Annotated in this window: 14 protein-coding genes; 6 read left to right on the top strand and 8 right to left on the bottom strand. The window is 59.7% G+C overall.

Annotation, left to right across the window (positions count from 1 at the left end; all coding sequences use genetic code 11):
• Positions 1-624 precede the first annotated feature (624 nt).
• A complete protein-coding gene (locus CJ255_RS10205; RefSeq protein ID WP_097644001.1) occupies positions 625-1,560 on the top strand; it encodes a DUF4351 domain-containing protein in 936 nt (311 codons plus the stop codon).
• A gap of 374 nt (positions 1,561-1,934) precedes the next feature.
• Here the strand turns inward: CJ255_RS10205 and CJ255_RS10200 are convergent, their stop codons facing one another.
• Positions 1,935-4,136 (bottom strand): serine/threonine-protein kinase, encoded by a 2,202-nt coding sequence (locus CJ255_RS10200; RefSeq protein ID WP_097644000.1) that lies wholly within the window; start codon positions 4,134-4,136, stop codon positions 1,935-1,937.
• Between the two features lie 292 nt (positions 4,137-4,428).
• Here CJ255_RS10200 and CJ255_RS10195 point away from each other — a divergent pair, with 292 nt between their 5' ends.
• A complete protein-coding gene (locus CJ255_RS10195; protein WP_097643999.1) occupies positions 4,429-5,838 on the top strand; it encodes an MFS transporter in 1,410 nt (469 codons plus the stop codon).
• Positions 5,839-6,130: 292 nt separating this feature from the next.
• Here the strand turns inward: CJ255_RS10195 and CJ255_RS10190 are convergent, their stop codons facing one another.
• The gene (locus CJ255_RS10190; RefSeq protein ID WP_097643998.1) at positions 6,131-7,393 is read right to left on the bottom strand and encodes a vWA domain-containing protein; all 1,263 of its coding nucleotides are present in this window, start codon (positions 7,391-7,393) and stop codon (positions 6,131-6,133) included.
• A gap of 51 nt (positions 7,394-7,444) precedes the next feature.
• Entirely contained in the window at positions 7,445-7,567 is a 123-nt protein-coding gene (locus CJ255_RS24670; RefSeq protein WP_281257204.1) for a hypothetical protein, read from the bottom strand.
• A 219-nt stretch (positions 7,568-7,786) separates the two neighbouring features.
• On the opposite strand from CJ255_RS24670, the gene CJ255_RS10185 reads away from it, so the two are divergent.
• The 3 genes from CJ255_RS10185 to CJ255_RS10175 all read left to right on the top strand — a co-directional run bounded on the left by CJ255_RS10185 (position 7,787) and on the right by CJ255_RS10175 (position 14,309).
• Positions 7,787-10,285 carry a mannose-1-phosphate guanyltransferase gene (locus CJ255_RS10185; RefSeq protein WP_097643997.1) on the top strand — a complete coding sequence of 833 codons (2,499 nt, stop codon included), beginning with the start codon at positions 7,787-7,789 and terminating at the stop codon, positions 10,283-10,285.
• A 70-nt stretch (positions 10,286-10,355) separates the two neighbouring features.
• Positions 10,356-11,372: a lamin tail domain-containing protein gene (locus tag CJ255_RS10180; protein WP_097643996.1), complete on the top strand. Its 1,017-nt coding sequence runs from the start codon at positions 10,356-10,358 to the stop codon at positions 11,370-11,372.
• A gap of 375 nt (positions 11,373-11,747) precedes the next feature.
• Positions 11,748-14,309: a serine/threonine-protein kinase gene (locus CJ255_RS10175; RefSeq protein ID WP_097643995.1), complete on the top strand. Its 2,562-nt coding sequence runs from the start codon at positions 11,748-11,750 to the stop codon at positions 14,307-14,309.
• A gap of 6 nt (positions 14,310-14,315) precedes the next feature.
• Here CJ255_RS10175 and CJ255_RS10170 read toward each other — a convergent pair whose 3' ends face one another.
• The 4 genes from CJ255_RS10170 to CJ255_RS10155 form a co-directional block, all read right to left on the bottom strand.
• The gene (locus CJ255_RS10170) at positions 14,316-15,455 is read right to left on the bottom strand and encodes a DUF4350 domain-containing protein (protein ID WP_097643994.1); all 1,140 of its coding nucleotides are present in this window, start codon (positions 15,453-15,455) and stop codon (positions 14,316-14,318) included.
• On the bottom strand, positions 15,452-16,540 hold the full coding sequence (locus CJ255_RS10165; protein ID WP_097643993.1) for a DUF4129 domain-containing protein: 1,089 nt from the start codon (positions 16,538-16,540) through the stop codon (positions 15,452-15,454). The genes CJ255_RS10170 and CJ255_RS10165 overlap by 4 nt, the downstream gene beginning before the upstream one ends.
• A gap of 96 nt (positions 16,541-16,636) precedes the next feature.
• On the bottom strand, positions 16,637-18,487 hold the full coding sequence (locus tag CJ255_RS10160; RefSeq protein WP_097643992.1) for an APC family permease: 1,851 nt from the start codon (positions 18,485-18,487) through the stop codon (positions 16,637-16,639).
• Positions 18,488-18,862: 375 nt separating this feature from the next.
• Positions 18,863-19,867, bottom strand: a complete 1,005-nt coding sequence (locus CJ255_RS10155; RefSeq protein WP_097643991.1) for a glycosyltransferase family 2 protein — start codon at positions 19,865-19,867, stop codon at positions 18,863-18,865.
• A 381-nt stretch (positions 19,868-20,248) separates the two neighbouring features.
• Here CJ255_RS10155 and bchH point away from each other — a divergent pair, with 381 nt between their 5' ends.
• On the top strand, positions 20,249-24,148 hold the full coding sequence (gene bchH, locus CJ255_RS10150) for a magnesium chelatase subunit H (protein ID WP_097643990.1): 3,900 nt from the start codon (positions 20,249-20,251) through the stop codon (positions 24,146-24,148).
• A 251-nt stretch (positions 24,149-24,399) separates the two neighbouring features.
• Here the strand turns inward: bchH and CJ255_RS10145 are convergent, their stop codons facing one another.
• Positions 24,400-25,530 (bottom strand): site-2 protease family protein, encoded by a 1,131-nt coding sequence (locus tag CJ255_RS10145; RefSeq protein ID WP_245863310.1) that lies wholly within the window; start codon positions 25,528-25,530, stop codon positions 24,400-24,402.
• Positions 25,531-25,697: the final 167 nt, after the last annotated feature.

Raw genomic sequence — 25,697 nt, 5'->3', positions numbered from 1 at the left:
TCTTTTGCGGCAATGAATCCGTTCTCTGCCAGCCCACGAGGGGCGGGGGCGAAGAGTGTGGGATGACTACCGCCTATTGTAACAGAAAAATCCGCAACACGCACTGACTCTCACTTAGGGAGTAGAGCGGCTGCGTACAACGGTGGTACGCCTATGAACAGCTTGATTTGGGAATGGTTTGGGGGTATGGGGTGTAATTCGGCATACAAATGAAGGCCATGAAAAAAAGTTTGGATTCAAACCTTCTGCCAACCTAACGATAGTCTAATTGAGGCGAAGGCTCAATAGGCCGTTAGTCCTATTGGGTACTAGTACTCTGAGGGGGGGTTGCGGGCTATAGGCATGGTGGTTAGACAGCCGCCCGGCAACTGGCTTTGGGGGGAGGTTTCAAAAACCTCTTGTTGTTGCGTGTTGGCGGCTGCACCGCCAACACGCAACAATGAAGAGGTTTTGTTCGCACGGGCGGTGCGCCTGCATGCGGGCCGGAGGCCCGCGCACCCAGGTTGGGCCCAGGGCTTGTTCGTGCTAACAAAAATTTCTGCTTCCCTTACCAAAACCGTATCTTTTTGCCCTTTTCTGCGGTATTACCCATGAGGGCTATTTTTTTACAGGAGTACGGACACTATGCGCCTTGACCATGACGGCATCTTTAAGCAACTGTTGAGCGCCTTTCTCAGCGAGTTTCTCGAACTCTTTGCGCCCGATCTGCTGGAACTGTTCGACCCTCAAGCGATCAGTCTGTTGCCCACGGAATCCTTTGTCAATCTACTCGATCCTGATCGGCGTAACGCAGACCTCTTGGTACAGATCAAGAGCAAAGCTAGTCCAGGGGCGATCTTGATCCACCTTGAGCATCAAGCGCAACACGATGACATCCTCGATCGGCGTATGTTTCGCTACTTTGCTCGCTTCTATGATCACTACGACTCCCCCATTTGTCCAATGGTTCTCTGCTCCTATCCATCGCCACGACGTGCAGCGGCACAGCGCCACCACTTGAGCATTGGTAAGCGCACCATTCTCAACTTTGAATACCAAGTGGTACAATTGAATCACTTGGATTGGCGCGACTATCTAGGCCATGCCAACCCGCTCGCAACCGCTCTGATGGCACGTATGCGCATCGCCCGCAACGAGCGGTGGTTCGTCAAAGCTGCTGCGCTCAAGCAGTTGATGGGGATGACACTCGATAGCGAAGAACGACGCATGCTCGCTACTTTTATCAGCATCTACCTGCCTCTCAATGCCCGTGAGACCGCACAATTTAATGCGGACGTGGCTACGTGGCAGGATCAAAACAAGGAGCCTGGAGTGGAATTCATTTCTGAATGGGAACAGCAGGGAAGGAAAGAGGGAAGGAAAGAGGGGCGCTGCGATCTGCTCCTCTACCAACTCGAACACCGCTTTGGGCCTGTGCCCGCAGCATTGCGCCAGCAGCTTATGGCTATGCCATCTAAACGATTGCTGGCCTTGAGTACTGCGCTGTTTGAACTGACTAGTCTGGATGCGGTGCAGACGTGGGTCGACCAAGACGGGTGCGTTGATGGTGGGGCGGCGTAGCAACCGATAGGGCTTTGGGATGCCCAGGATGGCCCTCACCCCCTACCCCTCTCCCACGTTGTGGGAGAGGGGCGAAGGCACCGCAGTTTTGTTGCGTTCCTTTGCGCTCTTTTGCGGCAATGAACACGTTTTCTGTCCGCCCTTAAACCCACAAGTGGGAGCGGGGCGAAGGACTCATCATGCATTGAGTTCCGCATTTTGCCTGGCCGACCATCGGCAGACCCAAAGCCCCGCCGTGGCCATGGAGGGGCGTAGCAGCGGCCTGTGCTTCTCGATGCAACGCGATGCCCTGGGGGGCCGCTGCTACGCCCCTACGGGGTGCTGTTCCTCTGTTCTCTGTTCTCCTGTTCTCCTGTTCCCCTACCCCCCTGTTCTCAGATCAGCGCAAAGACCAATAGCACGCATACGATCACCAGCAGAAACAGGATGATACAGGCCATAACTACGCGCTCCCAGTTGAAGAAGCGCCAGTCGGGGGGGATGAGGTTCTCGAAGCCGTAGATGGTGAGGCGGTAGAGGTCGCTGTCGTTGGTTTGGCCGAGGTCGAAGACGATGTCGGTGATGGGGATGAGGCTGATGGAGAGTTCGCTGAGGGTGATGCGGGTGTGGCTGTCGAGGGGGGCTTCGGCTTGTTTGATTAGCTCGGCGATGGCGGGGATGAGTTGCCATTCGGGGCGGGTGCCGCCGACTTGCCGTTCGCGGTAGACCAGTTCGGCGCGGCATGTGCGGGCGAGCCAGTCTTCGTCGAGGAAGGGTAGGTCGTCTTGGGTGTTGAAGGCGTCGCTGTGGCGGTGCCAGCGTACGACTTTGCGCTGTACTAGGCGTCCGATGCCGGTGCAGCGCTTGCAGATGATGCCGCCGCGTCCACTACATTCGGGGCAGGGGATGAGGGAGGAAGGATGAGGGATGAGGGATGAGGGATGAGGGGTGGGGGAAGAGGGATGAGGGATGAGGGATGAGGGATGAGGGGTGGGGGAAGAGGGATGAGGGATGAGGGATGAGGGATGAGGGGATGACGCGGGGGAGGCGGGTGGCGAGGACGCGGGTGGCGAGGCAGGGGGTTGGGTTTGGAGCAGATCTTCCAGTTCGCGGGCGTAGTCGGCGGGGGAGGGGGGAGGCGAAGACGCGGGGATGCGCGAGGCGGGAGGGCGCGAGGCGGATGCGGGGGGGCGCGAGGCGGGGGCGCGAGCGGGCTGAGGCGAGGAGGGGGAGGGGCTGGGGGAGGGCGCGGGGATGCGTTGGCGGCCTTGGCAGCGGGGGCAGATGGCGAAGCCTTTGCCGGCACAGGGTTGACATGCGACGACGCGGGTGGAGCCGGGGAGGTGGACACGTCCGCCGGGGTTGTCGGTGAAGGATTCGGCGCTGGGGAGCGGAACATCCCAGGGGGCGAGTTCGCGTTCGACGGGGAAGACTTCGGCCTCGCGGTCGGGTTCTTCGTCGTCTTCGGGGGGTTCGCGCCGCTCGTAGAGGACGCGCAGGCGGTAGAAGTAGACGTTGCGGCTGACGATTTTGTGCAGACGGGCGAGGCGGCCCAAGAGTGGTGTGCGCCGCCAGCGATCCTCGGCGGCCCATTGGTCGAGGAGGGCGGCCAGCGAAGCGGGATCGCGGAGTTCCTCGGCGCGGCGGTGGGTGCGCTCCATGGTGGCTTGGGCGAGATCGGGCGCGAGGATGCGTTCGATGGGGTTTGGTTCGACGCCGCTGGCCTGTAGTTCTACTGGGCGGGTGATGATTGGCACCGCTCCAATCCGCTGGGTCTTGGTCTGGTGGCGGGCTATGATCTGGCGCAGTTCGGCAGCCGGGAGCGCAGCGGTGGGGTAGCGGTCGTTGGGGTCGAGGGCGAGCATGGTGCGCAGGACGCGATCCACTTCGGGGGGAACGCCTTCAACCCCGCGTTCGGCGAGGGGCACCGGGGGCGAGAACTCGTCCTTGTCGGTGAGGCTGGGTACGTTGTGCCAGGGCAGTTGGCCACTGAGCATGTGGTAGAGTACCACGCCGAGGCTGAAGATGTCGGAGAGGTGGGTAACACTGGCGGCGGATTGGGCATGCTCCGGCGAGTGGTAGCCACTGGTGCCCATAATCGCATCGGCCTGGGTGATCGGCTGCGAAGCGTCACGTGCGATTCCAAAGTCAGAGAGCAAAGCCCGGCGGGTCTGGTCTTCAATCAGGATATTGGCGGGCGACACATCGCGGTGTACAATCCCGTGGGTATGGGCATACTCAAGCGCCTCGGCAATCTGCGTGAAGATCGCCGTAGCATCGGTGAGGCTCAGGTGATCACGGGCGGCCAGGATGTCGCGCAGTGATTGGCCCTCGATCAACTCCATCACGGCATAAAAGAAGGGGTCGCACTGGCCATAATCGAGGAGTTGGACAATGTTGGGATGGTGCAGACGGGCCGCAATCGCCGCCTCACGCTTAAAGCGGCGGACCGCCTCACGCTCCTGGCTCATCAGTACCTTAATGGCGACCGTGTGGTCACCCAAGTAGGAGTGGCGGGCGAGCCAAACCTCACTACTGGCACCGCGGCCAAGTTCGCGTTCGAGGCGGTAGTTGCCAATTTGGGCGGGGAGGGGCATGAGGGTAAGGAGTTATGCCAAATCCGATAGCCGATAGCCGATAGCTGAAAGCCGAGCATGGCATCTCAATACGCTAGATGGTCATTGGGCATGGCGTTGGAGTGCCGGCTTCAGCCGGCTAAAGCCGGCACTCCAACGCCATGCCCCCGGCGCTTCAGACAGCTTCTGAGAGACAGGATGTAGATAGGTATTATAATGCACAAGTTGGAAGCTGGCGGGCTGAGGTTCGGTGCATGGATGATGGGTAGGGCTAGTGCCGCCCAACCCATCAGAAACATATTGAGGAGCAATTATGCAAGCGGCGGAGCCTGGTGTATTAGACGTGCAGGCGCGGCGTGGGGTGATGACGGTTTTGTTTGTGGGTGTCTTTATGGCGGCGTTGGATTCGGCGGTGATTGCACCAGCGGTGCCGGCGTTGAAAGAGACTTTTGAGGTTGGGAATAGTCAGATTGGGATGCTGACGATTATTTTTAGTATCTTTACGCTGATGAGTACGACGCTGATGGCGAGTCTGGGCGATCGCTATGGGCGGCGTCCGGTCTTTTTAGCCAATATTTTGGGCTTTGGCTTGGGTTCGTTGCTGATTGCGCTCGCTCCCAATTATTGGTGGCTTTTGGTGGGGCGGGCGGTGCAGGGGTTTAGTTCGGGTGGGGTGACGCCGATTGCGAGTGCGATGATTGGTGATGCCTTTCCGCCGGAGGAGCGGGGCAAAGCCTTGGGCTTGTTTGGGGCTACTTTTGGGATGGCGTTTTTGTTGGGGCCGTTTGTTGCCGCGCTCATTTTGGTCTTTCTGAGTTGGCATTGGATCTTTTTGTTGAACATCCCGGTGGCGGTGTTGGTCTTTTGGATGGGCTTGAGCCGCTTGCCCGCCAAGCAGCGTGTGGAGAACGTGGCCCCCTTGGATTGGGGCGGGATTATCTTGGTGACGCTGGTGTTGACCGGGTTGGTCTTGGGGATCAATCGGGTGCTGGATGAGGCGTTGGGGCTGCTGCTCTGGCCCTGGTTGCTGCTAGTGGCGGGAGGGGGCTTGGTGGGCCTGATTGCGGTCGAGCGGCAGGCGGTGATGCCGGTGGTGCCGCTGAATCTCTTTGCGGAACGGCAGTTGGCCTTGACCTACACGCTCTGCGCGGGGTCGGGCTTTGGCATGGGGAGCGTGCTCTTTATTGCGACGGTCGCGGTGGAGGGGGTAGGCGCACCGGCGGATCGGGCGGGGCTGCTGCTGATCCCGTTGGTCTTGGCTTCCACGGCGGGTTCGGTGATCTTTGGGCAGTTGTTGAACCGCTTGGGGGCGCGTCTGGTGATGCTGATTGGCTTTGGTACCTTGAGTATTGGCTCGGCCTTGTTGGCGCTGACGGGCATGGGGCCGGGTTTGTGGATCTTTATGCCGGCAAGCATGCTGATTGGCTTGGGCGTGGGCATTGTGGTGGGGGGCACCCTGCGGACGATTGTATTGAATAGGGTTGCACCAGAGCAGCGCGGGACGGCCCAGGGTTTGGTGAATGTGGGGATTAGTGTGGGCAACCTGTTGGTAGTGGCTGTCTTGGGGGCCTTGGCCGATGCCTGGGGCGGGGGCATGCAGGGCCTCATGGTGGCCTATTTGGCCTCGGCGTTGATGATGGCGGGGATGTTTGTGTTGAGTTTAGGCTTGGAGAGGGAGGGAGAGGTACAGAGGGAGAGAGAGGGAGAGGTACAGAGGGTTTGAACCACAGAGGCACAGAGGACACAGAGAGGGAGGGAGAGGTACAGAGGGTTTGAACCACAGAGGACACAGAGAGGGAGGGAGAGGTACAGAGGGTTTGAACCACAGAGGCACAGAGGACACAGAGAGGGAGATGGAGAGGATTTTGTTAGGGGGAATTTGGGGGAATGCAGCACATCCTGTTGCTGGTACCGCAAACCTATTTTCGCAATAGCGCAAAAGCCGTGCCCCTCATCAAAACCCTCTGTGTCCTCTGTGCCTCTGTGGTTCAAATTCTCTGTATCTCTGCAAACCCTCACTCCTTAGGCAGGTCTATATCACTCAACCGCACGGTTTTGCGCCCTTGGAACTTGATGGTCTTTTGGCCTTCGCTGGAGAGTTGGCCGCTCTGTTCGAGGTTGGCGATCTCTTGCTGCATGGTTTCGGCTAACTCTAGTTCGCCTTGGCTGAGGAGCCGGGTGACGGCGCTTTGGAGTTTTTGGGTGGCACCGTGGACGTTGCCTTCGGCGGCATCTTGGAGGGCGCGGGTCTGGAGTTTGAAGGCGCTCACCTTTTCGACGATGTTCATGACGTTGGGGTTGACCTGGCTGAGTTGGGCTGGATCGGCGGTAAAGGTGAGCAATAGGTCTTGCCTGGTCTTCTCTTGGCGTAGGCCCAGGGCGGGAACGTCGTAGACTGCTTCAACTTGACCGACACGGTAGGTACCGGCGGCACGGGGGTCAACGAGCAGCTCAAAGAGGACGGTACGGCCTTGGCCGGTCTCGACTTCGCCGAGGGGGACGCTCACATCGCGGTCGGAGATGGGGCGGTAGCCGAGGTTGTTGATCAGGGGAATGACCTGCCAGACGGCGCGGGGGCTTACGCCTTGAACGAGGCGTAGGTTGAGGGTGGCGTTGTGGATGGCGGTATTCTGGGCCTGTTGGACGGTATTTTGGAAATAGCTCTCAATTGCATCGGGACGGCTGATAAAATCAGCGGTGCCACCGGAGCGATTGGCCATTTCGATCAGCAGGTCTTCGTTCCAATCGCGGCCAACCCCAAGAGCGGTAATGGGCACGCCCAGGCGTCCGGCGTCATCAGCACGCAGGATGCACTCCTTTTCATGCTCCGTCTGGCCATCGGTCAGCAGCACCATGCGGCGAATCGCGCCACTCTGGTCCTTGGCAATCTCGCGCAGGCCGAGGTCAACGGCGGGGGCAATGCGCGTACCACCGGCATCGCGGATGCGACCAATGCGCCGCTTGATCGCCGTAGGGTCATGCACGGGGCCAAAGGGCACAATAACTTCGGTGCGGTGGTCGAAGATCACCACTGCGACAAAATCTTGGGCATTGAGGCGGTCAATGGCCATACTGGTAGCTTGGCGCACGCGTTCCATCTTTTCACCGCGCATGGAGCCGCTACGGTCAAGCACAAAACAGACATTCACCGGCATACGCACCTGGGCCACGACCTGTGAGGGCTGCACCTCGATCAGGGCGTAGATCACCTGGGGAGTGGTGGTAGCAGCAAGAAAGGGGCGGGCCAGGGTAGCCCGAAGGGTAACTTCACCGGACATAGGCAATTCCTTGGAATAGTGGCGGCGCTGCCGCATGAGGAATACGACGATCTATGTATTGGTGACAGTATAGCATGGGGGGATGGGGCGTGCTTTCAGATTGTAGATTGCAGATTGTAGATTGCAGATTGCAGATTGCAGATTGCAGATTGCAGATTGCAGATTGCCGAACATAGTGTCCCAATGAGTTTGAGTGTTCTTGATGATACGGTATGCTCAAGGGTAATTGGGATGACACCACAGAGGCACAGAGAACACAGAGAGGTTTTATGGCATGTTGGCCCGCGCGGCGGGCCCGGCGCTTGCGACGGTGATTAGGGGCGTGCTATACTTGACACAATCCGCTACGCCGTGAAAGCTTCGCGGCCCATGGGCGCGAAGCGTGGAGCAGCCATGAAAGCTGTCGTCATGGCCGGTGGCGAGGGCACCCGCCTCAGACCGCTCACGATTAATCGTCCGAAACCGATGGTCTCCCTCGTAGATCGTCCGGTGATTCAACATATTATTGAGCTCCTGAAGGTTCATGGGATCACCGATATTATTGTTACTGTCCAGTATCTTGCGAATGCAATCCAGGACTATTATGGCGATGGTAGTGCGTATGGTGTGAATATTACCTATTCGCTCGAAGAGGTGCCGTTGGGTACCGCTGGGAGCGTGAAGAATGCTGAACATCTGCTCGATGAACCCTTTTTGGTGATTTCGGGCGATGCGTTGACCGATTTTAATCTGACTGAGATTATCAACCACCACCAAAACTCGGACGCGAAGGCAACCATTACGCTCTATCGGGTGGCGAATCCGCTCGATTATGGCGTGATTATTACCGATGAAGATGGTATGGTGCGCCAGTTCCTTGAGAAACCGAGTTGGGGCGAGGTCTTTTCGGATACGGTCAATACGGGTATCTATGTGCTCGATCCGACCGTCCTTGAGTATGTCGAGCGCGGCAAGCTCACCGATTGGTCGAAGGATGTCTTCCCCTACATGCTTGAAGAGGGCCACCGCATCCAGGGTTTTGTGGCCCAGGGCTACTGGACGGATGTGGGCACGATTGAAGAGTATATGCGCGCCTGTAGTGACTACTTGCAGGGGCGGGTCAATCTGCCGCGTTTGGGCCACCATATCGGCGGAGATATTTGGGTTAATGGTGATGCTGAGATTGCGCCTGATGCCCAACTGCACGGGCCGATTTACCTTGGCCATGGGGCGAAGATCAAGGGTGGGGTGATTGTTCACGGCCCTTCGGTTATCCGCGACTATACGATCATTGATACGCGAGCCAATATTGATCGCTCGGTAATCTGGCGCAACTCCTACATTGGCGAACGGGCCGAGTTGCGCGGGGCGATTGTGCTGCGCCAGTCCAATATTCGCCAGCGCGCCATGCTCTTTGAGGGGGTCGTGATCGGCGACGGCGTTCAGGTCGGAGCCGGGGCGGTGATCCAGCCCAATGTGAAGATCTGGCCGAGCAAAGAGGTTGATGAGGGGGCCACGGTTACCAGTAGTATCATTTGGGGCAGCCAGGGCCGTCGTGTCCTCTTTGGACGCTACGGGGTGAAGGGGATGGTCAATATTGAGATTACTCCCGAGCTTTGTGCTAAACTAGGCGCAGCCTTTGGCGCTACGCTGCCGCGTGGCGCGATGGTTACGATCAACCGCGATGCTCACTATACGCCGCGCATGCTCAAGCGTGCCATTGTGGCGGGGCTGCCCTCGGCGGGCATTAATGTGAGCGATTTGCAGAATGTACCCATTCCGGTGGCACGCTACTACACGCGGGCCACGGCTGCGGCTGGAGGCATTCATGTGCGCCTCTCGCCCTACGATAATCGGGTGGTGGAGGTCAAATTCTTTGACGAACAGGGGCTCGACATCTCGACGCAGGTGGAACGTAAGGTGGAGAATACCTTCTTCCGCGAAGATTTTCGCCGCGCTTACCTAGAAGAGATTGGGCGCATCTTTTATGGGCACAATGTCGAAAAGACCTACACCGAGGCTTTTTTGCGCGCCCTGCGGCCTGATGCGTTCGACCTGATTCGGCGTAACTTTCACCTCGTGATTGACTATGCCAACACCAGTACCAGCGCGATTCTCTCGCCGGTGCTGCGGCGCTACCGGGTTGATGCGGTTGAACTGAATGTGAATCCTGATGAAGAGATGGCCTTTCAGACGCCGATACAATTTGAAGAGGCGGTGCAGCGCCTGACCCAGATCACGCCGGTGGTGGGGGCTAATCTGGGGGTGCGGCTGGATAGCAGTGGGGAACGCATCTACCTTGTGGATGATCGCGGGGTACGGCTGCATCCGCTGCGAGCCATGGCGGCGCTGACAGCCTTGGCCATGCGCGCCCACGGCGGCGGCACCGTCGCGGTGCCGGTTACTGCGCCGCGTGCCTTCGAGCAGATTGCCGAACAGTATGGGGGGCGGATCATTCGTACCCGCGCCACCCTGAGTGCGCTCATGCAGATTGCAGCCCAACAACGCGACCTGCTGATGCTCGGTGATGGTGGGGGAGCCTATATCTTCCCGGCCTTCTGCCCGGTGGCCGATGGCATGTTTACCACCGTCAAGCTCATGGAGTTGCTCACTGTCAACGAGATGAGCCTAAGTGCAACCCTGGCAGAGTTGCCCACCTACTACCTCGCCCAGAGCCGTGTGCCCTGCCGTTGGGAAGCCAAAGGCAAGGTGATGCGCATCCTGAACGAGCAGTACGCCGAACGGCGCGTTGATCAGGTAGATGGGATTAAAATAGACCTGGGCAACGAGTGGGTGCTGATCCTGCCCGACCCTGATAGCCCCTTCTTCCATGTCTTCGCCGAAGGCTACAACGAAGAACAGGCCCGCATCCTCGTGGAGAAGTATAGCGGCCTGGTGATTAGCCTTCAATAAGGCCCGTAACGGACGCTACCAGGATGGCCTGGTGCGCCCTGGGAATATACAGATACAAAGGAGTAGTGACATGTCTCAAGAAACCCCTAAGCCCCCGCGTCAGCAGACTAACCCGCTTATCGGCACTATCGAGTCCGCTGCTGTTGGTGTCGGTCGCTTTGGCTATGGTCTGCTCTCGCTCGGCCTGGGGCTGCTGCCGTTGCCGCAACAGACACGCACGCAGGTAGATAAAGCGGTGCGCGAATTGAGCTACGGCGTTGTTACCCTCCCCCGTGATTTTGCGGACATCGCTGCGGCTGAGGTTGATCGCTGGGATAGCGAGGCAACTACTGCCCCGCAAGCCCATGCAGGTGCCGCGCCAGCGGCCCCCAAGCCCGCTGCGGAGGCCAAGCCTGCGCCGCCGCCCCCGGCGCCCAAGCCCGCCACGCCGCCCCCGGCGCCCAAGCCCGCTGCGGAGGCCAAGCCGGCGCCGCCGCCCCCGGCCCCCAAGCCCGCCGCTGAGGCCAAGCCCACGCCCCCACCTCCGGCTCCGCAGCCCGCTACGCCGCCCCCGGCGCCCAAGCCCGCTGCGGAGGCCAAGCCTACGCCCCCGCCGCCAGCCCCCAAGCCTGCTGCTGAGGCCAAGCCCGCTACGCCGCCCCCGGCGCCCAAGCCCGCTGCGGAGGCCAAGCCTGCTACGCCGCCCCCGGCGCCCAAGCCCGCTGCTGAGACCAAGCCCGCAGCAGCAACGCCAGAGCCAGCCAATATCACCATTGGTCATCTGGAGTACAGCCCCTCGGGACGCCACCGCGACAGCGAGTATGTCCTGATGCGCAACAGTGGGAACGCCCCCGTAGACATGACCGGCTGGACACTCAGTGATGGCACATCACGCAATACCTTCACCTTCCCTCCGCGCTTTACCCTCGCCGCTGGTGCAGAAGTGAAGCTCTGGACCCGTTCGGGTAACGCCAATGCAGGCAACCTCTACTGGGCCAACCGTAGCGCAATCTGGAGCAACTCCGGTGACACCGCAACTCTACGTGATGCTCAGGGTAACGTGATAGCGCGCTACACCTACCAGGGCAAGCCCAAGGGGCGGAGGTAGTTACTGCGGCTAAAGCTTTTGTTAGCGCGAAAAAGTTCTGGGCCGCGACGTTGGCTCGGTGGCTGAGCCTGTCGAAGCCAGCCTGTCGAAGCCAGCGCGACGTTGGCTTCGACAGGCTCAGCCACCGAGCCAACGCGACGCATCCCACGAGCCCAAGGCTTCTTCGCACTAACAAGCTTTTTCGCGCTAAGGGATGGTTTCAGAAACGGCCTTTCAGCTTTACATTCGTAGTGCCGACGTTAGTCGGCATCCAGGGGTTGTCAGCGACCTCAGCCGACTAAAGTCGGCACTACCTAATGGCGCAAACGGTAAAGTGGCCTGAAACCATCCCTAACACCTATTTTCTCGTTTCTATTTTCTCGTTTCTGTATCCTTATGAGCCAACGCAACCTAATCGGAACAACGCTGGGCCGCTTTGAGATTGGGCGTGAATTGGGGCGCGGTGGGATGGCGGTGGTCTATGAGGCACGCCAGACCGACCTCGACCGCACGGTAGCGCTCAAGGTGCTTTCGCCGGCTCTGACCCACGATGCGAGCTATGTGGCGCGCTTTCAGCAGGAGGCGCGGAGTGTGGCCAAGCTTGAGCATCCCCACATTATGCCAATCTATGAGATTGGTGAGGCTGAGGGGGTACACTACATCGCAATGAAGTATATCGCTGGGCGCACGGTGAAGGAACTGATCCAAAGCCGAGGGGTGCTGACGCTCCCCCACGCGGCCCGGATTCTGATCCAGGTTGCTGCGGCCCTTGATCATGCCCATCGCCAAGGGGTGATCCACCGCGATATTAAGCCCTCCAACATGATGATCACCGATGATGGGTGGCTCTACCTGACCGACTTTGGTTTGGCGCGGGGCACTGGGGCTGATGCGCGTAGTGGCCTAACGCTGGCTGGAACGGTGATGGGTACACCGGAATATATGTCGCCCGAACAGGCCCAGGGCTCAAGTAGTGTTGGCCCCTCGACTGACATTTATGCGCTGGGGGTGGTGCTCTATGAGTTGATTACGGGCACATTTCCCTTCACGGGCGATACACCGATGGCGATGTTGTCGGCGCGGCTGATGGAGCAACCGATACCGCTACGTGCGGTGCGTAGTGATATGACGCCCGATGTGGAAGATGTGGTGATGCGGGCCTTGGCGCGCAACCCTGATGCGCGCTACCCTAATGCGATGGCTTTGGTTGAGGCGCTGCGCAGCGCCGCTGGCATCGGTACCGACGAGCTTCCGCGTGGTGCAACCCCAGCAACTGGCTCGGCGATGGTTGACGCGACGATCAAGATACCTGCGCCGACGCCGCCTCCCACGCCCCCCTATGTGCGCCCGAGTCCGCCCCCGCCAGCAGCAGCCCCACAACAAGCAGTGCGGCCAGCACCCTATCCACAGCCGCCAACTCCACCACCTGCCCCGCCCCCCACCACCCGACCCCGCAACCTGGCGGTGATCGTAGGGGTGCTTGGCGTCATCTGTTTGGGCTTGATCGGCATCATTGCGGCATTCTTCTTCTGGCCCGCTGAAGTGGCACCGCCGCAAACTGCGCTGGTGAACGGTGCCGACCCACGCATGCTTGAGGTGTTGAAGAGCGCTGATCAACTGCTCGGCGATCCTAATGATGGGCTCAGTGCGGCCTATCGCAGCTACCAGAATCTTGCGGCTGAATTTGATGATCACCCGCAGATTCTTGAACGCTGGGCGATGGCGGCAGCCGCTCGCGGCGATTGGGCGACGACCCAAGGCTTGAGCGAACGGATCAGCACGATGGCCGAGAGTAGTGATGAACAGGCAGCCCTTGGCTATGCGCTGCTTGCGACCGCTTTCACCAACCAGGGCAACCTGACGCACGCCGAAGAAGAGGCGGAGCAAGCCCTTGCCTATGGCGAAAACCTAGCCCTCACCTATGCGGTCTGGGCCCGGCTGCGTTCGGAACGGGCCCTCATGTTGGGCGATACGGAGATACTGGAGCAGGCCTTGGTGCGCCTCGATCAAGCAGTGGATCTGTTGGGCAATGAACACCCGTTACAGCGTGCGCTCACCCATAGTGCCCTTGCGGCAACCTTCGCCAATGCGTATCGCATCGGTAGCGATGTGAGCTACTTTGAGCAGAGTGCCGAACAGTATGAAGCGGCGATGGATCTTCTGCCTAGTGCGGGCTTCTTCCAGCTTGAACTGGCCCAACTCTATGTTGATGCCAGTGAGCCCGACGAGGCCCGTGCGCTCTATGAGGATGCGCGGCGCCGTGATGCTGAGGTGAGCCATCATGCGCTTGTGGGGCTTGGGTGGCTGGCCTTTTCTGCGGGTGAGGATGACCGTGCAGCAGACTATTTTGCCCAGGCGATTGCGGCCAACCCTGCTTGGTACGAGGGCTATTTTGGCCAAGCGCGTTTACATGTTGTACATAACAACATTGATGCGGCGATTGAACACCTGAACGCAGCACTCGAACGCAACCCCTACTCCAGTTTGGTCTATGCTTGGCGCGGCGAAGCCTACTTCTGGAAGGGTTTCGACAGCGAAGGGGCGCAAGCCAACCAGTATTTTGAACGCTCAGTGGAAGATTTCACCCAAGCCCTTGAGCATGACCCCCTGAACAGCTTTGCCGCCGCAGGCTTAGGTTGGTCGCTACAATCCCTCGAACGCTACGAGGCATCGGTGGCAGCCTTCGATCAGGCATTGGCGCTGGCCTCATGGCGCGACGACGCCCACAGCGGACGCGGCTGGAGCCTCTACAACCTGGGGCGCTACCAAGAGGCCGAAGCAGCCTTCCGTGAGGCTCTTGCGCTCTACGATGGCGAGGCGCAATACCAGATCAATTTGGGCCTCACCCTTGAGCAACTTGGGCGCCGCGATGAGGCGCGGAGTGCCTACGCAGCCGCGCTTGAGCTTGATGCCAACAATGCGGAAGCTCAGGAGTTGTTGGCTGCGCTCGGGGAGTAGAGTTATTTACACCCCCAACGCATCCGCCTCGGCCACAAGCCGCAGCATGGTTGCCTCATCGTTGGGGGCATGGGCCATGCGCGCCAAGAGATCGGCGGCCTGGCGGGCGAGGGCCGGGCGGGTTTCGGCAAGCGCGGCAACGAGGGCGCCGTCGTCCAGATCGGGGCTGAGTCCGTGGGCGCGGGCGAGGCGGCGGCGCATATGGGTGCGGTAGTGTTCGAGGGCATAGCCGCGTTTGCCCCCGCGCCGCAGCAAGCCCGCCATGCTACTCAGATACTCTGCGCTACTGCGGCGATCCGCTTCGGCCCGCAGCGGCACCGCACGGCCAAAGCGACGACTGGTGAGTAGCAGGTAGAGCATGGCGACGATGCTGGCATAGAGGACGGCCCAGCCCCAGGTGGTAGTGAAGAGGAGGGCGCGGAGGTTGGCCTCGTTCTGCCCCACAAAACCGTGGTGTACTTCATCGAAGAGAATCACGCCACCCGCAGGAATGCGGCGCAACAGGTTCAACACAAGCGCCCCGTTGTTGGCATTACGTAAACCTTGGTTGGTGAAGGGTTCTACCGTGGCGCTGGCATAGACATAGCCCTCTCCATGCTGCATGCCGATGATGGTCGGGGCGCGGTTGCTGCCGACAAGTGGCGCGATGCGCCCCGGCTCTTCACTGGTAATGATGGCCCGATGGGGAACGCTGAGGCGCTCGATGGGCGGATCGCCCAAAGCCGGTTGCAGCACCAACCCCTGCACAAAGGGCTGATCCTCTGGTAGCGGTGCAACCCCTAAGCCAAAGGCTTCCAATAGCGGCGTCGCGCCCGCATTGGCCCGCGACTCCGCGATCAGGACGGTGCCCCCCGCCGCGACCCAATCGCGCACCAAGGCGGCATGCTCGGCACTGTAGCGCGCCCGTGGGGCCAAGACTACCAGCAGATCAACGCTGGGGTTGAGGGCAAATTCACGGTAGGCCAAGCGATCCACACGATAGCCAAGTTTCTCCCACCAGCGAAAGAGCGCCAACGCCCCGCCCGGACGGCTGGCAAAGCTACTCGCGCCACCGATACTCTCATCATCCTGCTGGGGCGTCAAGCCCACCACGATGGTGAGGAGCAACAGGGTGAGGATGATCACGATGGTATCGCGTCGCTTCATGGTTGCTTCTCCCTCTCCTGCACATGGCGCAGTGCGGCAACTTGCTGCTCTATGGCGGCGTAGCCGTTGGCATCGAGGGGCATGCCGCCGTACCAGACGCGGTCGGTGGTTTCGACCACGGGCGCAAGCCCGTCGCGCAGGGCCGGACGCTCGCGCAGGCGTTGTAGATGTTCGCGGTTGGTCTGGTGCGGATTGTAGTTGAGCGTGCCCCGTTCATCCAGCCAGAGCAGGGCCGCTAAGGTGAGCATGCGCGTGGCGCTGCGGAAGTCGCCCTTGCGCGCAAAGGTGGTCGCTTGGGCATGGGCATCGGCGGTATCGCGGGCGGCCAACTCAGCCGGGCTGGTGAGGGTCTTTTCGGCACGGGTGGCCCGCCTTAAGCCTTGCAGCCAGGGTAGCAGCACGGCGAGGGCAAGCGCAATAGCGATGCCGGTGAGCAACCATGAAGCGAGGGTGCCGGGCGTGCCGCCCGCTGCATCGGCAACAGGTTGGACCACAGGTTCAATCTGCCGGAAGAACCACTCGAAGAAATTCTGGATCTGCTGCATGATCCAACTTGGCTCTTGGGAACGTTCGCTGAAGGGCGGGCTAGCTATGATCTGCTCACGTTCAGCCTGAGCAGCAGCAGGATTGGGCGGAACGCCTACGGCCAGCGCATCGAGCAAAGCGCCCAGCCGCAGCGCAATGAAGGCCAGATCGGGCTCGTTGGCCGCCATTTCCAAAGCCAACCAGTTGTTATCCACCGGCACCGTGGCCCCATCGGGCATCAGGATGCGCCTAGCGTCAATCAGGCTGCGGGCACTGCTCTCAAGATCCAGGCGGTCGCCACGCAGCGCCGCCGCCCGCGCCGCCCGCAACTGCTGATCATACTCGCCTAAGGTGAGTGTCTGCCCTTGGGCTGCAACTGGGCTAATACCAAATCCGATAGCCGATAGCCGATAGCTGAAAGCCGGACATGGCGTCTCAATGCGCTTGAATGTCATGAGGCATGCGGCCTGTTCAAGGGTAATTGGTATAATACCAAATCCGATAGCCGATAGCCGATAGCTGAAAGCCGGACATGGCGTCTCAATGCGCTTGAATGTCATGAGGCATGCGGCCTGTTCAAGGGTAATTGGTATAAGCCAAAGGCACAGCCCGCAGAGCAAACGTAGGAACAGGGCTCTCCAGTGCAACCTAACCTCCTAACGCTCAAGCTTATAGGGCACACTAATCACCGTTTTGCCCTTGCGGAACATGAGGGCGGTACGCAGCAGAATGCCGGTCTGGTTGTGCAACAGATGTTGCCACCAGCGCGAAGGAATAAATTCGGGCAACACAATCAGCATATGGTCATCGCGGTAGCGCCCTTCGATCTCGTCAACATACTTGAGCAATGGTGTAATCAGTGAGCGATAGGGGGAATCGAGAATCACGAGTGGCACATCGCAGCCCCATTCATGCCAACGGGCCCGCACGCGCTCGCCCTGCTCTGGGTCTAAGTTGACGTAGACAGCGGTAACATTATCGGGGGAGAGCGACTTGGCCAATTCGAGGGCGGGCAGGGTACCTTTATGGATACCGCTGACGAGCACAATGGCGGTGATGCGGCGCACCGGGCGCGGACGGGCGGCGGTGGTGAGCGAAAGCTGCTCGGCGACACGCAGATAGTGGCCCTGGATGGTCTTGAAGCCGAGAACCATCAGCGGAATCAGCACCATCACTGCCCACGCACCATGGACAAACTTGGTGGTAGCGAGTACCAGTACAACGGTCGCAGTAAGCAGCGCCCCGATGCCACTAATCAGCAGCCCCCGCTGCCAGCCTTCGGGCTGAAGGCGCAGGTAGCGACGCACCATGCCCGTCTGCGAGAGCGTGAAGGAGGTAAAGACGCCAATAGCGTAGAGCGGCAGCAAGATAATCGCATTGGCTTGAAAGATTACCACCAAGAGCGCCGAACTGATACCCAAGACAAGGATGCCATTCGAGAAGACCAGCCGGTCGCCCCGCGACGCAAACTGGCGTGGCAAAAAGCGATCACGCGAGAGGAACGAAGCGAGGCGGGGAAAATCGGCGTAGGCGGTATTGGCCGCAATGATCAGGATCAGCGCCGTTGCCACCTGCACAAAGGTATAGGCCGGGCCAACCCCAAAGACCGTGCGCGCCACTTGGGAGATGATCGTCTCTTGGGTATTAGGATTGGGCATTGCTTCATGCAGATAGGCCAGATAGGTAATCCCCAAGAACATCGTCACCAGCAGAATCACCATCGCGGTCATGGTGGTAGCCGCATTCTTGGCTTCGGGCGGCCTAAAGGCTTGCACGCCATCGCTAATGGCTTCAATCCCAGTCAGGGCAATGCAGCCTGCCGCAAAGGCGCGCAGCAGCAGCCAGAGGCCCAAGACCTGCTCTGGGGGCAGATCGGGCGGAATAGCATGCACAACCGGATCGGCTCCCACAATGGAGTCATGGATCAGGGCGTAGCCAATCAACCCCATAATGCCGATAATAAAGGCATAGGTAGGAACCGCAAAAAGGATGCCACTCTCCTTGGTACCCCGCAGGTTAATCAGGGTTACCACGGCAATAAAGAGCAACGCCAGCGGCACCGTAGCGCCACGTATCTCCGGGTAGCCCCAACTACTCATGAGCGACGTAATCGCCGCAACGCCCGCCGAGATACTCACCGCCACCGTAAGCACATAGTCAATCATCAGCGCCCCGGCGGCCACCAGGCCTGGCATCTCACCCAGATTCTCACGCGAGACAATATAAGCCCCGCCGCCCTGCGGATAGGCGCGGATGGTCTGGCGATACGAGAGCCCCACCATAACCAGCAGGAATGCCACCGCAAAGCCAATTGGCAACGAAAAACCGAGTGCCAGGGCACCACCCAAAATCAGCACCGTCAGGATCGCTTCGGTAGCATACGAAACCGACGAGAGCGCATCAGCCGAAAAGACCGCCAACGCGGTTCTGCGCCCCAACCGCTCTTGTTGCTGCCGTTCGGTAGCCAGCGGTTTACCAATTAATAAACGTTTTAGCGACGACGCCATGAAAAGCCTTATACCATCGGCGGGGGTTTGGGGGAGGCTTCGCCTCCCCCAAAAAAACTCTTTGTTAGCGCGAAGAAGCCTTGGGTTCGCAGCCACCGCGACGCTGGCTCGGTGGTTGAGCCTGCCGAAACCAGCCTGTCGAAGCCAAGCGGCGCGGCCCAGAACTTCTTCGCGCTAACAACTCTTGTTGTTCCGTGTTTGGTGGCTTCGCCGCCAATACGGAACAACAAACGGGGTTTGGGGCGTAGCCCCAAGCACCAGCCCTCGCAGGTCTGCTAGACCTGTGAGAGGCTGTCTGAAAAGCTCGTGGGTATACGTTGGAGTGCCGGCTTTAGCCGGCTGAAGCCGGCACTCCAACGCCAGTTCATAGACTTTTCAGAGAGCCTCTGAGGGCTCATCCTTACCATAGCCAAGCCGATAGGCGCGTGACTTGGTGATCTTATAGACCCGATGCTCCCGCGAGAGCGGGACGCGCAGGCTACGCACGAGGCCATACAAAGGCATCACGAACTGCTGCAAGCCAATGGCGGTCTTTTGCCAACTTCTCCATTTGATTAGACCGGAGAGCACTTGCCGTAGCCCTTGGTTCAACACCCATTCAATCAGCAATACGAGGCCGCCCAGATCACCATAGCGCAGATACTTGCCTGCGGTTGCCCCGGTTCCAATCCCATAGTTCCGAAAAGCACGCCAAACGGCGGGCCAATTACGCCACTGATTATGGTAGACCAAGGCATCGGGGGTGTAGACAATCTGGCCCCCCTCGGCCAAAATGCGGTAGCCAATGTCACGATCAGCCCCAGAGCGCAGCACCGCCCCTGGCCCCAGCGCCTCATCGAAACCACCGAGGCGTTGCCAGGCATCGCGGCGCAAGCTCATGTTGGCCCCGTGGCCAAAACCTAGATTGAAGCGATTATCACGATAGACCGCTCGCTCGGTGCTCATTTTGACCGCCAAGCGCAAGCCGGGGGTAACATCGTCGGAGGCGGACTGTTCTGTCGTTTCATCGAGAATACGCCCAAAAGCGCCCCATGTCTGCTGATCCGCCAAGCTTGAGGCGAGCGCTGCCGCCCAGCCGGGATCAACACGACAATCATCATCGGTGAAGAGCAGATAGGGTGCTTGACCCAAACTGGCACCAATGTTATGGGCGGTACTCCACCCTTTGACCTCAATGCGGACATAGTTGATGCGTGGGTCGGCTTGGGCAAGCCGTTGCACTACCTCCGCTGTGGCGTCATTATCACTCTGGTCCATAATCCAGACCCTCAGATCAACCCCGGTAGAGTTACGCAGACTCTCTACAATCGGTGTAATCAATTGGGCACGGTTACAGGTGGCAACCATCACGTCTACTGCGAAGTCAGGCTGTGTCTGCATGGGTATTACTCGATTTCTTGGATAGGTGAGGAACGAAAGCAGTGCAGGTTTTTGTCTTCCCCCCCATTATACATAGACTACCATGTACTGGCTAAACCTGACGCCAGCCAGCCTCGTACCATAGTTTGCACATGGGATGCAACAACTACCCTTTTTCGGGTTTTTACGCTAATATAGTGCGTATCTGACCAAGCAGTTCAGCGTGGGATGAGTTGGGTGCTAGTAGCTCAGAAGCTGTCTGAAAAGCTAGTGGGCACGCGTTGGAGTGCCGGCTTTAGCCGGCTGAAGCCGGCACTCCAACGCCAGTTCATAGATTTTTCAGACAGCCTCTCATAGCACACCAGTTCTCCAACGCTACGACAAGAGTTCTAGGGGGGTGCAATGGCGCGCAAAGTTGAGTTTGTGCTCGTGCTGGGCTTGCAACGCTACAGCCAGGGGCTGTTTAACCAGGCAGAAGCGGAGGTCCGCAAGGATGTGCCCGGTTTTCGCCTCCATATCTTCGAGGATCGTGATCTGCAACAGCGCCCGGCTGAGGTAGAAGCAGCCTTGGGCCGCGCTGCATGTGTGATCATTTCGCTCATTTCGCTGGCCGAGAGTGCCGAGTGGTTGGTGCCTGCGGTTGAACGCACGACCCCGCCCGTCGTCTTTGCCTTCGAGAGTCTGCCGGAGGTGATGCGCCTGACGAAGGTTGGTGGCTATGCCATGGGCGGCAAGGGTGGCGGGGGCGGTATGCCCAAGCCGGTGCAGAATGTGGCGAAGTTGCTCGTCGGTAACCGTGAAGAAGATGCGCTTTATGGGTATGTCAAGCTGCAAAAGATTACCAGTAAGTTGATCAACTTTCTGCCTGGTAAGCGGCTGAACGATTTCCGCAACTGGGTCAATGTGAGTACCTACTGGAGTACGCGCAATGTGGCCAATACGGCTGCGATGTTTAAGCTGATTATGCGCGAGTATTGCGGCATGCCTAAGTTGCAGGTGCCGCCGCCAGTGGTGGTGCCCGATATGGGCTTTGCCCACCCTGAAGCGCCTAAGTATTTTGCCAAGCCCGATGAGTATGTGCGCTGGGAGAAGGATTATCGGAAACAGCGGGCCAAAGCGACCAAACGGGGCATGCCTAAGCCGCCTGAACCACTCGGTACTGTGGCGCTGCTTTCGTTCCGTAGCCATATCTTGGGCGGCACGAGTTACCATAATGATGTTGTCCACGCCCTAGAAGCGGCCAATCTGCGTGTGCTGCCCATCTTTGTGCAGGGCATCGAGAGCCATGTGGTGGTGCGTGAGTGGCTCGGTAAGCTCGGTGTGGATGCGGTGGTCAATACGATGGGCTTTCCGCTCGTCGGTGGCCCCGCTGGCTCTAGTAAGGCTGGCTTGACCGTTGCGGTTGCGCGTGAACTGCTCTCGAAGCTCGATGTGCCCTATGTGGTTGCTTCGCCTCTCTTTGTGCAAGATGAGGAGAATTGGCGCGAGCATGGGGTGGGGCCGCTGCAGGCGACGATGATCTATTCGCTGCCTGAGATGGATGGCGCGATTGCGCCCGTGGTGTTGGGGGGCATGCGCGGCAGTGAGATCCATACCGTGCCCGACCGCCTCGCGCGCCTTGGCAAGCAACTCTATGGCTATACCAAGCTGCGCAAGACCGCCAACCGCGACAAGAAGGTTGCGCTGGTGGTCTATAACTACCCGCCCAACCAGGGCAATACGGCCACTGCGGCGCTGCTCGATGTGCCCGCCAGTCTGATTGCGCTGCTCGACCAGCTCAAAGCGGCGGGCTACACGGTAGGCGAGTATCCACGCGATCCCGCGACGCTTACGCGCTGCCTTGAGGGTTCGCTGCGCGCCGATTTGAATGATGTGCCGCCAAACCATCCGCCGATCAATCTGCCCACGGTTGATCAGCATGCCTTCAATACTTGGGTATGCCCCGACGATCAGGAGCGCGTTGGCTCCCGTTGGGGGGCCTTCCCCGGTGATATTGCCCCCGCCGGGCGCGACCGTGTGCGCTTGGGCGGCATGCGGATCGGCAATGTCTATATTGGTGTCCAGCCGATCATTGGTATGCCGGGCGACCCCATGCGCCTGCTCTTTGACCGCGAGAATACGCCCCACCACCAGTATATCCTCTTCTACAAGTATCTGAGCGAGGAGTTTGGGGCCGATGCGGTGATCCATATGGGCATGCACGGCACCGCTGAGTGGATGCCTGGGGTGCAGTTGGGCATGACCGGCAACTGTTGGTCCGATGTGCTGCTTGGTGACCGCCCGCAGTTCTATGTCTACCCGATTAACAACCCTGCCGAGGCGAATATTGCCAAGCGGCGCGGCTATGCGACGATCATTGGCCACGCCATTCCGCCCTATGGCCGCGCTGGTCTCTACAAGGAGTTGCAAGGGCTGAAGGATCTGCTGGAGGAGTATCGCGGCGTTGGTGGCCCCGGACGTGAGGATCGCGCCGCCGATAGCGATGTGGAGACGGCGATTCTGCAGAAGATTGACCTGCTCAACCTTGAGGTGGAGTTGGCCCGCCGTCCCGATGAGCCCTTTGGCGACTTTGTGGGCCGCGCCTATGCCTACATGCGTGAGTTGGAGGGCACGCTGATCACGGGCACGCTGCATATCTTGGGGAGTGCGCCTGAAGCGGATGAGCAGCTCACCCTGATTGTTGAGGCGCTCAAGGTGCCGCGTGATGGCAATCAGGGCTTGGGCGATCTGGCGCTCAATGCACTGCGGCAGCGCCCCGATCTGAGTAGTCTCATGCAGCCCTTCGATAGCTATGGTGCCCTGCTCCACGCGGCGCGGCGTGGCGACCAAGCGGCCCTGCAGGTGCGCGATCAGCTTGAGGCGGCCTGTAATGACTGGGTGCGCCGGGCTATCTTGGGCAGCGAGAAGCCCGATGCGGCGTGGCGCGCTACCTTCAATGTCTCTGAGGTGGTGCCCTGGGCGATGGCGCTCAATCCGCTGGCCGAACACGGGCGCGGCATGTTGGCGGCGCTCAAGGATAATACCCAGGAGTTGGACTACCTGCTGCATGGCTTGGAGGGCAAGTATATCCCTGCCGCCCCCGGTGGCGACCTGATCCGCGATGGTTTGGCCGTGCTGCCGACGGGGCGCAATATCCATAGCCTTGACCCCTTCCGCGTACCCTCGGATAGCGCCTACCAGCGTGGGGTACGGATTGCCGAGGCGCTGATCCAGGCCCACATAGCCGAACACGACGGCGAGTTCCCCGAGACCATCGCCCAGGTGCTCTGGGGCTTGGACGCGATCAAGACCAAGGGTGAGTCGATTGGTGTCATCCTGGGGCTGATCGGCGCCCGCCCGCTCAAGGATGGCCAGGGGAAGATTGGACGCTACGAGTTGATTCCCTTGGAAGAGTTGGGGCGTCCCCGTGTAGACGTGCTCATGACCGCCTCGGGCATCTTCCGCGATACCTTTGCGGGCACGATTGACCTGCTTGATCGCCTGGTGCGCGAGGCGGCTGCTGCCGATGAGCCGGAGGATCAGAACTTCATCCGTAAGCATGTCAACGCCATGCTGGCTGAGGGCAAAGAGTGGGAGCAGGCGACGGCGCGGGTCTTCACCCAGGCCGAGGGTACCTATGGCACCGATGTGGACGAGGCGATTGACGGCGGAGCTTGGGAGGAGCGCCAAGACCTAGAGGAGCTCTTCATCAAGCGCAACGCCTTTGCCTTTGGCGGCGAGAAGGCGGGCCAGGCCCAGCCCGAAGTGCTACGCTCGTTGCTCAAGACGGTAGGCCGGGTGGCGCAGGAGATTGACAGCGTTGAGTACGGCCTAACCGACATGCAGCACTACTACGGCTACTCCGGAGCGCTCAAGGCTGCCGCCGAACGGGCCACCGGCAAGAGCGTAGCCCTCAACTATGTCGAGAGCTTTACGGCTGAGACCAAAGTGCAGAGTCTCGACCAGGTGCTGCGCGTAGAGTATCGCACCAAGCTGCTCAACCCCAAGTGGTACGAAGGCATGCTCAAACACGGCCACAACGGGGCCGCCGAGATTGCCAACCGCTTTACCTACATGCTCGGCTGGAGCGCGACCACCGAAGCGGTAGACAAGTGGGTCTACGACGAAGCGGCCAACACCTTCGTCCTCGACGATGCCATGCGCCAGCGCCTCGAAGCGGCCAACCCGGAGGCAACGCGCAACGCCGTAGGCCGTCTGCTCGAGGCCAACAGCCGAGGCATCTGGCAGACCGACGACGAGACACTCGATAAGCTACGCGAACTCTATGCCGACCTGGAAGATCGGCTGGAGGGCGTGAGCTAGAGGTTTTGAAGAGGTACCGAGGATTGAACCACAGATGCACCGAGGACACAGAGGTTGGAATGGAGCGTGCCCCAAAAAACCTCTCTGTGTTCTCGGTGTCTCTGTGGTGCATAATACCAATTACCCTTGAACATGCCGCATGATCAAGAACGCTAAAGCCCATTGGAATGCCATGTTCGGCAATCTGCAATCTGCAATCTACAATCGTAAATGGTATAACTCTGCATCTCTTCAAAAACTCTCACTGTACCTCACACCCCCACAAGCTCCTCAATCGGCACCGGGGTAAAGACCAGCACAAAGACGATGATCCCCAGGATGGCGAGGGCACGCCAGCGCCGATCAAGCGGCGTGATTTCGTTGAGCAGCGGGCTGCGTGATTGGCCTAACAAGGCGATAATGATCGCCCAGAGGAACCAGCCGCTCCAGATGAAGCCCATGGCAAGTAGGCCCACCGCCACCGCCATGCTCATGAATTGGGCCGCCTTGGGGCCAAAGAGGGCATAGAAGATATGCCCGCCGTCGAGTTGCCCGGCGGGCAAGAGGTTGAGGCCGGTGACGAGCAGCCCGGCCCAGCCCGCCAGAGCCACGGGGTGCAGGTAGACATCTTCATTGCCGTCGGGCAGAAAGCGCCCAAAGACGAGCAATTTGAGGGCCGCATAGAGGATAGAGTTGCCCTCGGTGAAGAAGACCGTATCGGGAAGGGCCGCCTGCATCTCGACGACGTTGTGAACCGGCGAGAGTGCGAGGCCGATGATCAGCACCGGAATAGCAACGACAAGCCCAGCGAGCGGGCCAGCAATCGCAATTGCCAAGAGCGCACGACGGTTGGGCACCGGCTCTTTGATCGAAATGAACGCGCCCATGGTACCCAGAAGAAAGAGCGGCATAGGAATGAAAAAGGGGTAACTGACCGCGACCCCTTCGCGCCGGGCGACAATATAATGGCCCAGTTCGTGGGCCAAGAGAATGCCCAGGATCGCTGCGCTAAAGGCGATCCCCTTGCCGATATTCCACCCGGCGGTGCCTGTTTCCACATCGAAATGGGCGCTGCCCACGAGGATCGTTGAAGCCACGGTGAGGAAGAAGAGCAACAATGCCAACCAGAGCCGCGAGGGTGGCGGGGGCGCGAGGGCAGGCAACACCACCAGTGCGGCGCGGTCGCCCTCCTCTTGGAGCAGCCCCAGCAGGCCCATAGCCTGCAAACGCGGACTCACCTGGTCGTAGGCCGCCTGGGCTTCCAACCTGAGCCGCCCGACAAAACGGGGCGCTTCCAGTTCGCCACGGCGCACCGTCTCAATCGCATCAATCAGCATCACCTCCGCCACAACGGTGCGGAGCATCTCGGCTACCGGGTGGTCGGAGTAGGGATCGTGAATCATAGTACCTCATTGCTTCGTCTCATCTGCACATCATACCACGCCGACACCGATGCACCCTAAGGACTAATCCAACGCTTGTGCCTTTGTTGTTCCATGACATGTTATACTTGCATCCAATAGTCCTTCAGATAAAGCATCGTAAACGGGAGGGGTTCGGGGAGGGCTTC

It is taken from the genome of Candidatus Viridilinea mediisalina (assembly GCF_002532535.1).
In the GTDB taxonomy this organism is placed as follows: Bacteria; Chloroflexota; Chloroflexia; order Chloroflexales; family Chloroflexaceae; genus Viridilinea; species Viridilinea mediisalina.
Note: the sequence above shows the minus strand (reverse complement) of the source record. Positions and strands in the feature narration are given on the sequence as shown.

Excerpts from the sequence above, each read along its gene's own strand:
- CJ255_RS10180 (WP_097643996.1), top strand. The coding sequence starts at position 10,356 with ATGTCTCAAGAAACCCCTAAGCCCCCGCGTCAGCAGACTAACCCGCTT.
- CJ255_RS10205 (WP_097644001.1), top strand. The coding sequence starts at position 625 with ATGCGCCTTGACCATGACGGCATCTTTAAGCAACTGTTGAGCGCCTTT.
- CJ255_RS10165 (WP_097643993.1), bottom strand. The coding sequence starts at position 16,540 with ATGACATTCAAGCGCATTGAGACGCCATGTCCGGCTTTCAGCTATCGG.
- CJ255_RS10145 (WP_245863310.1), bottom strand. The coding sequence starts at position 25,530 with ATGATTCACGATCCCTACTCCGACCACCCGGTAGCCGAGATGCTCCGC.
- CJ255_RS10170 (WP_097643994.1), bottom strand. The coding sequence starts at position 15,455 with ATGAAGCGACGCGATACCATCGTGATCATCCTCACCCTGTTGCTCCTC.
- CJ255_RS10155 (WP_097643991.1), bottom strand. The coding sequence starts at position 19,867 with ATGCAGACACAGCCTGACTTCGCAGTAGACGTGATGGTTGCCACCTGT.
- CJ255_RS24670 (WP_281257204.1), bottom strand. The coding sequence starts at position 7,567 with ATGTTCGGCAATCTGCAATCTGCAATCTGCAATCTGCAATCTGCAATC.
- CJ255_RS10190 (WP_097643998.1), bottom strand. The coding sequence starts at position 7,393 with ATGTCCGGTGAAGTTACCCTTCGGGCTACCCTGGCCCGCCCCTTTCTT.
- CJ255_RS10175 (WP_097643995.1), top strand. The coding sequence starts at position 11,748 with ATGAGCCAACGCAACCTAATCGGAACAACGCTGGGCCGCTTTGAGATT.
- CJ255_RS10160 (WP_097643992.1), bottom strand. The coding sequence starts at position 18,487 with ATGGCGTCGTCGCTAAAACGTTTATTAATTGGTAAACCGCTGGCTACC.
- bchH (WP_097643990.1), top strand. The coding sequence starts at position 20,249 with ATGGCGCGCAAAGTTGAGTTTGTGCTCGTGCTGGGCTTGCAACGCTAC.
- CJ255_RS10185 (WP_097643997.1), top strand. The coding sequence starts at position 7,787 with ATGAAAGCTGTCGTCATGGCCGGTGGCGAGGGCACCCGCCTCAGACCG.
- CJ255_RS10200 (WP_097644000.1), bottom strand. The coding sequence starts at position 4,136 with ATGCCCCTCCCCGCCCAAATTGGCAACTACCGCCTCGAACGCGAACTT.
- CJ255_RS10195 (WP_097643999.1), top strand. The coding sequence starts at position 4,429 with ATGCAAGCGGCGGAGCCTGGTGTATTAGACGTGCAGGCGCGGCGTGGG.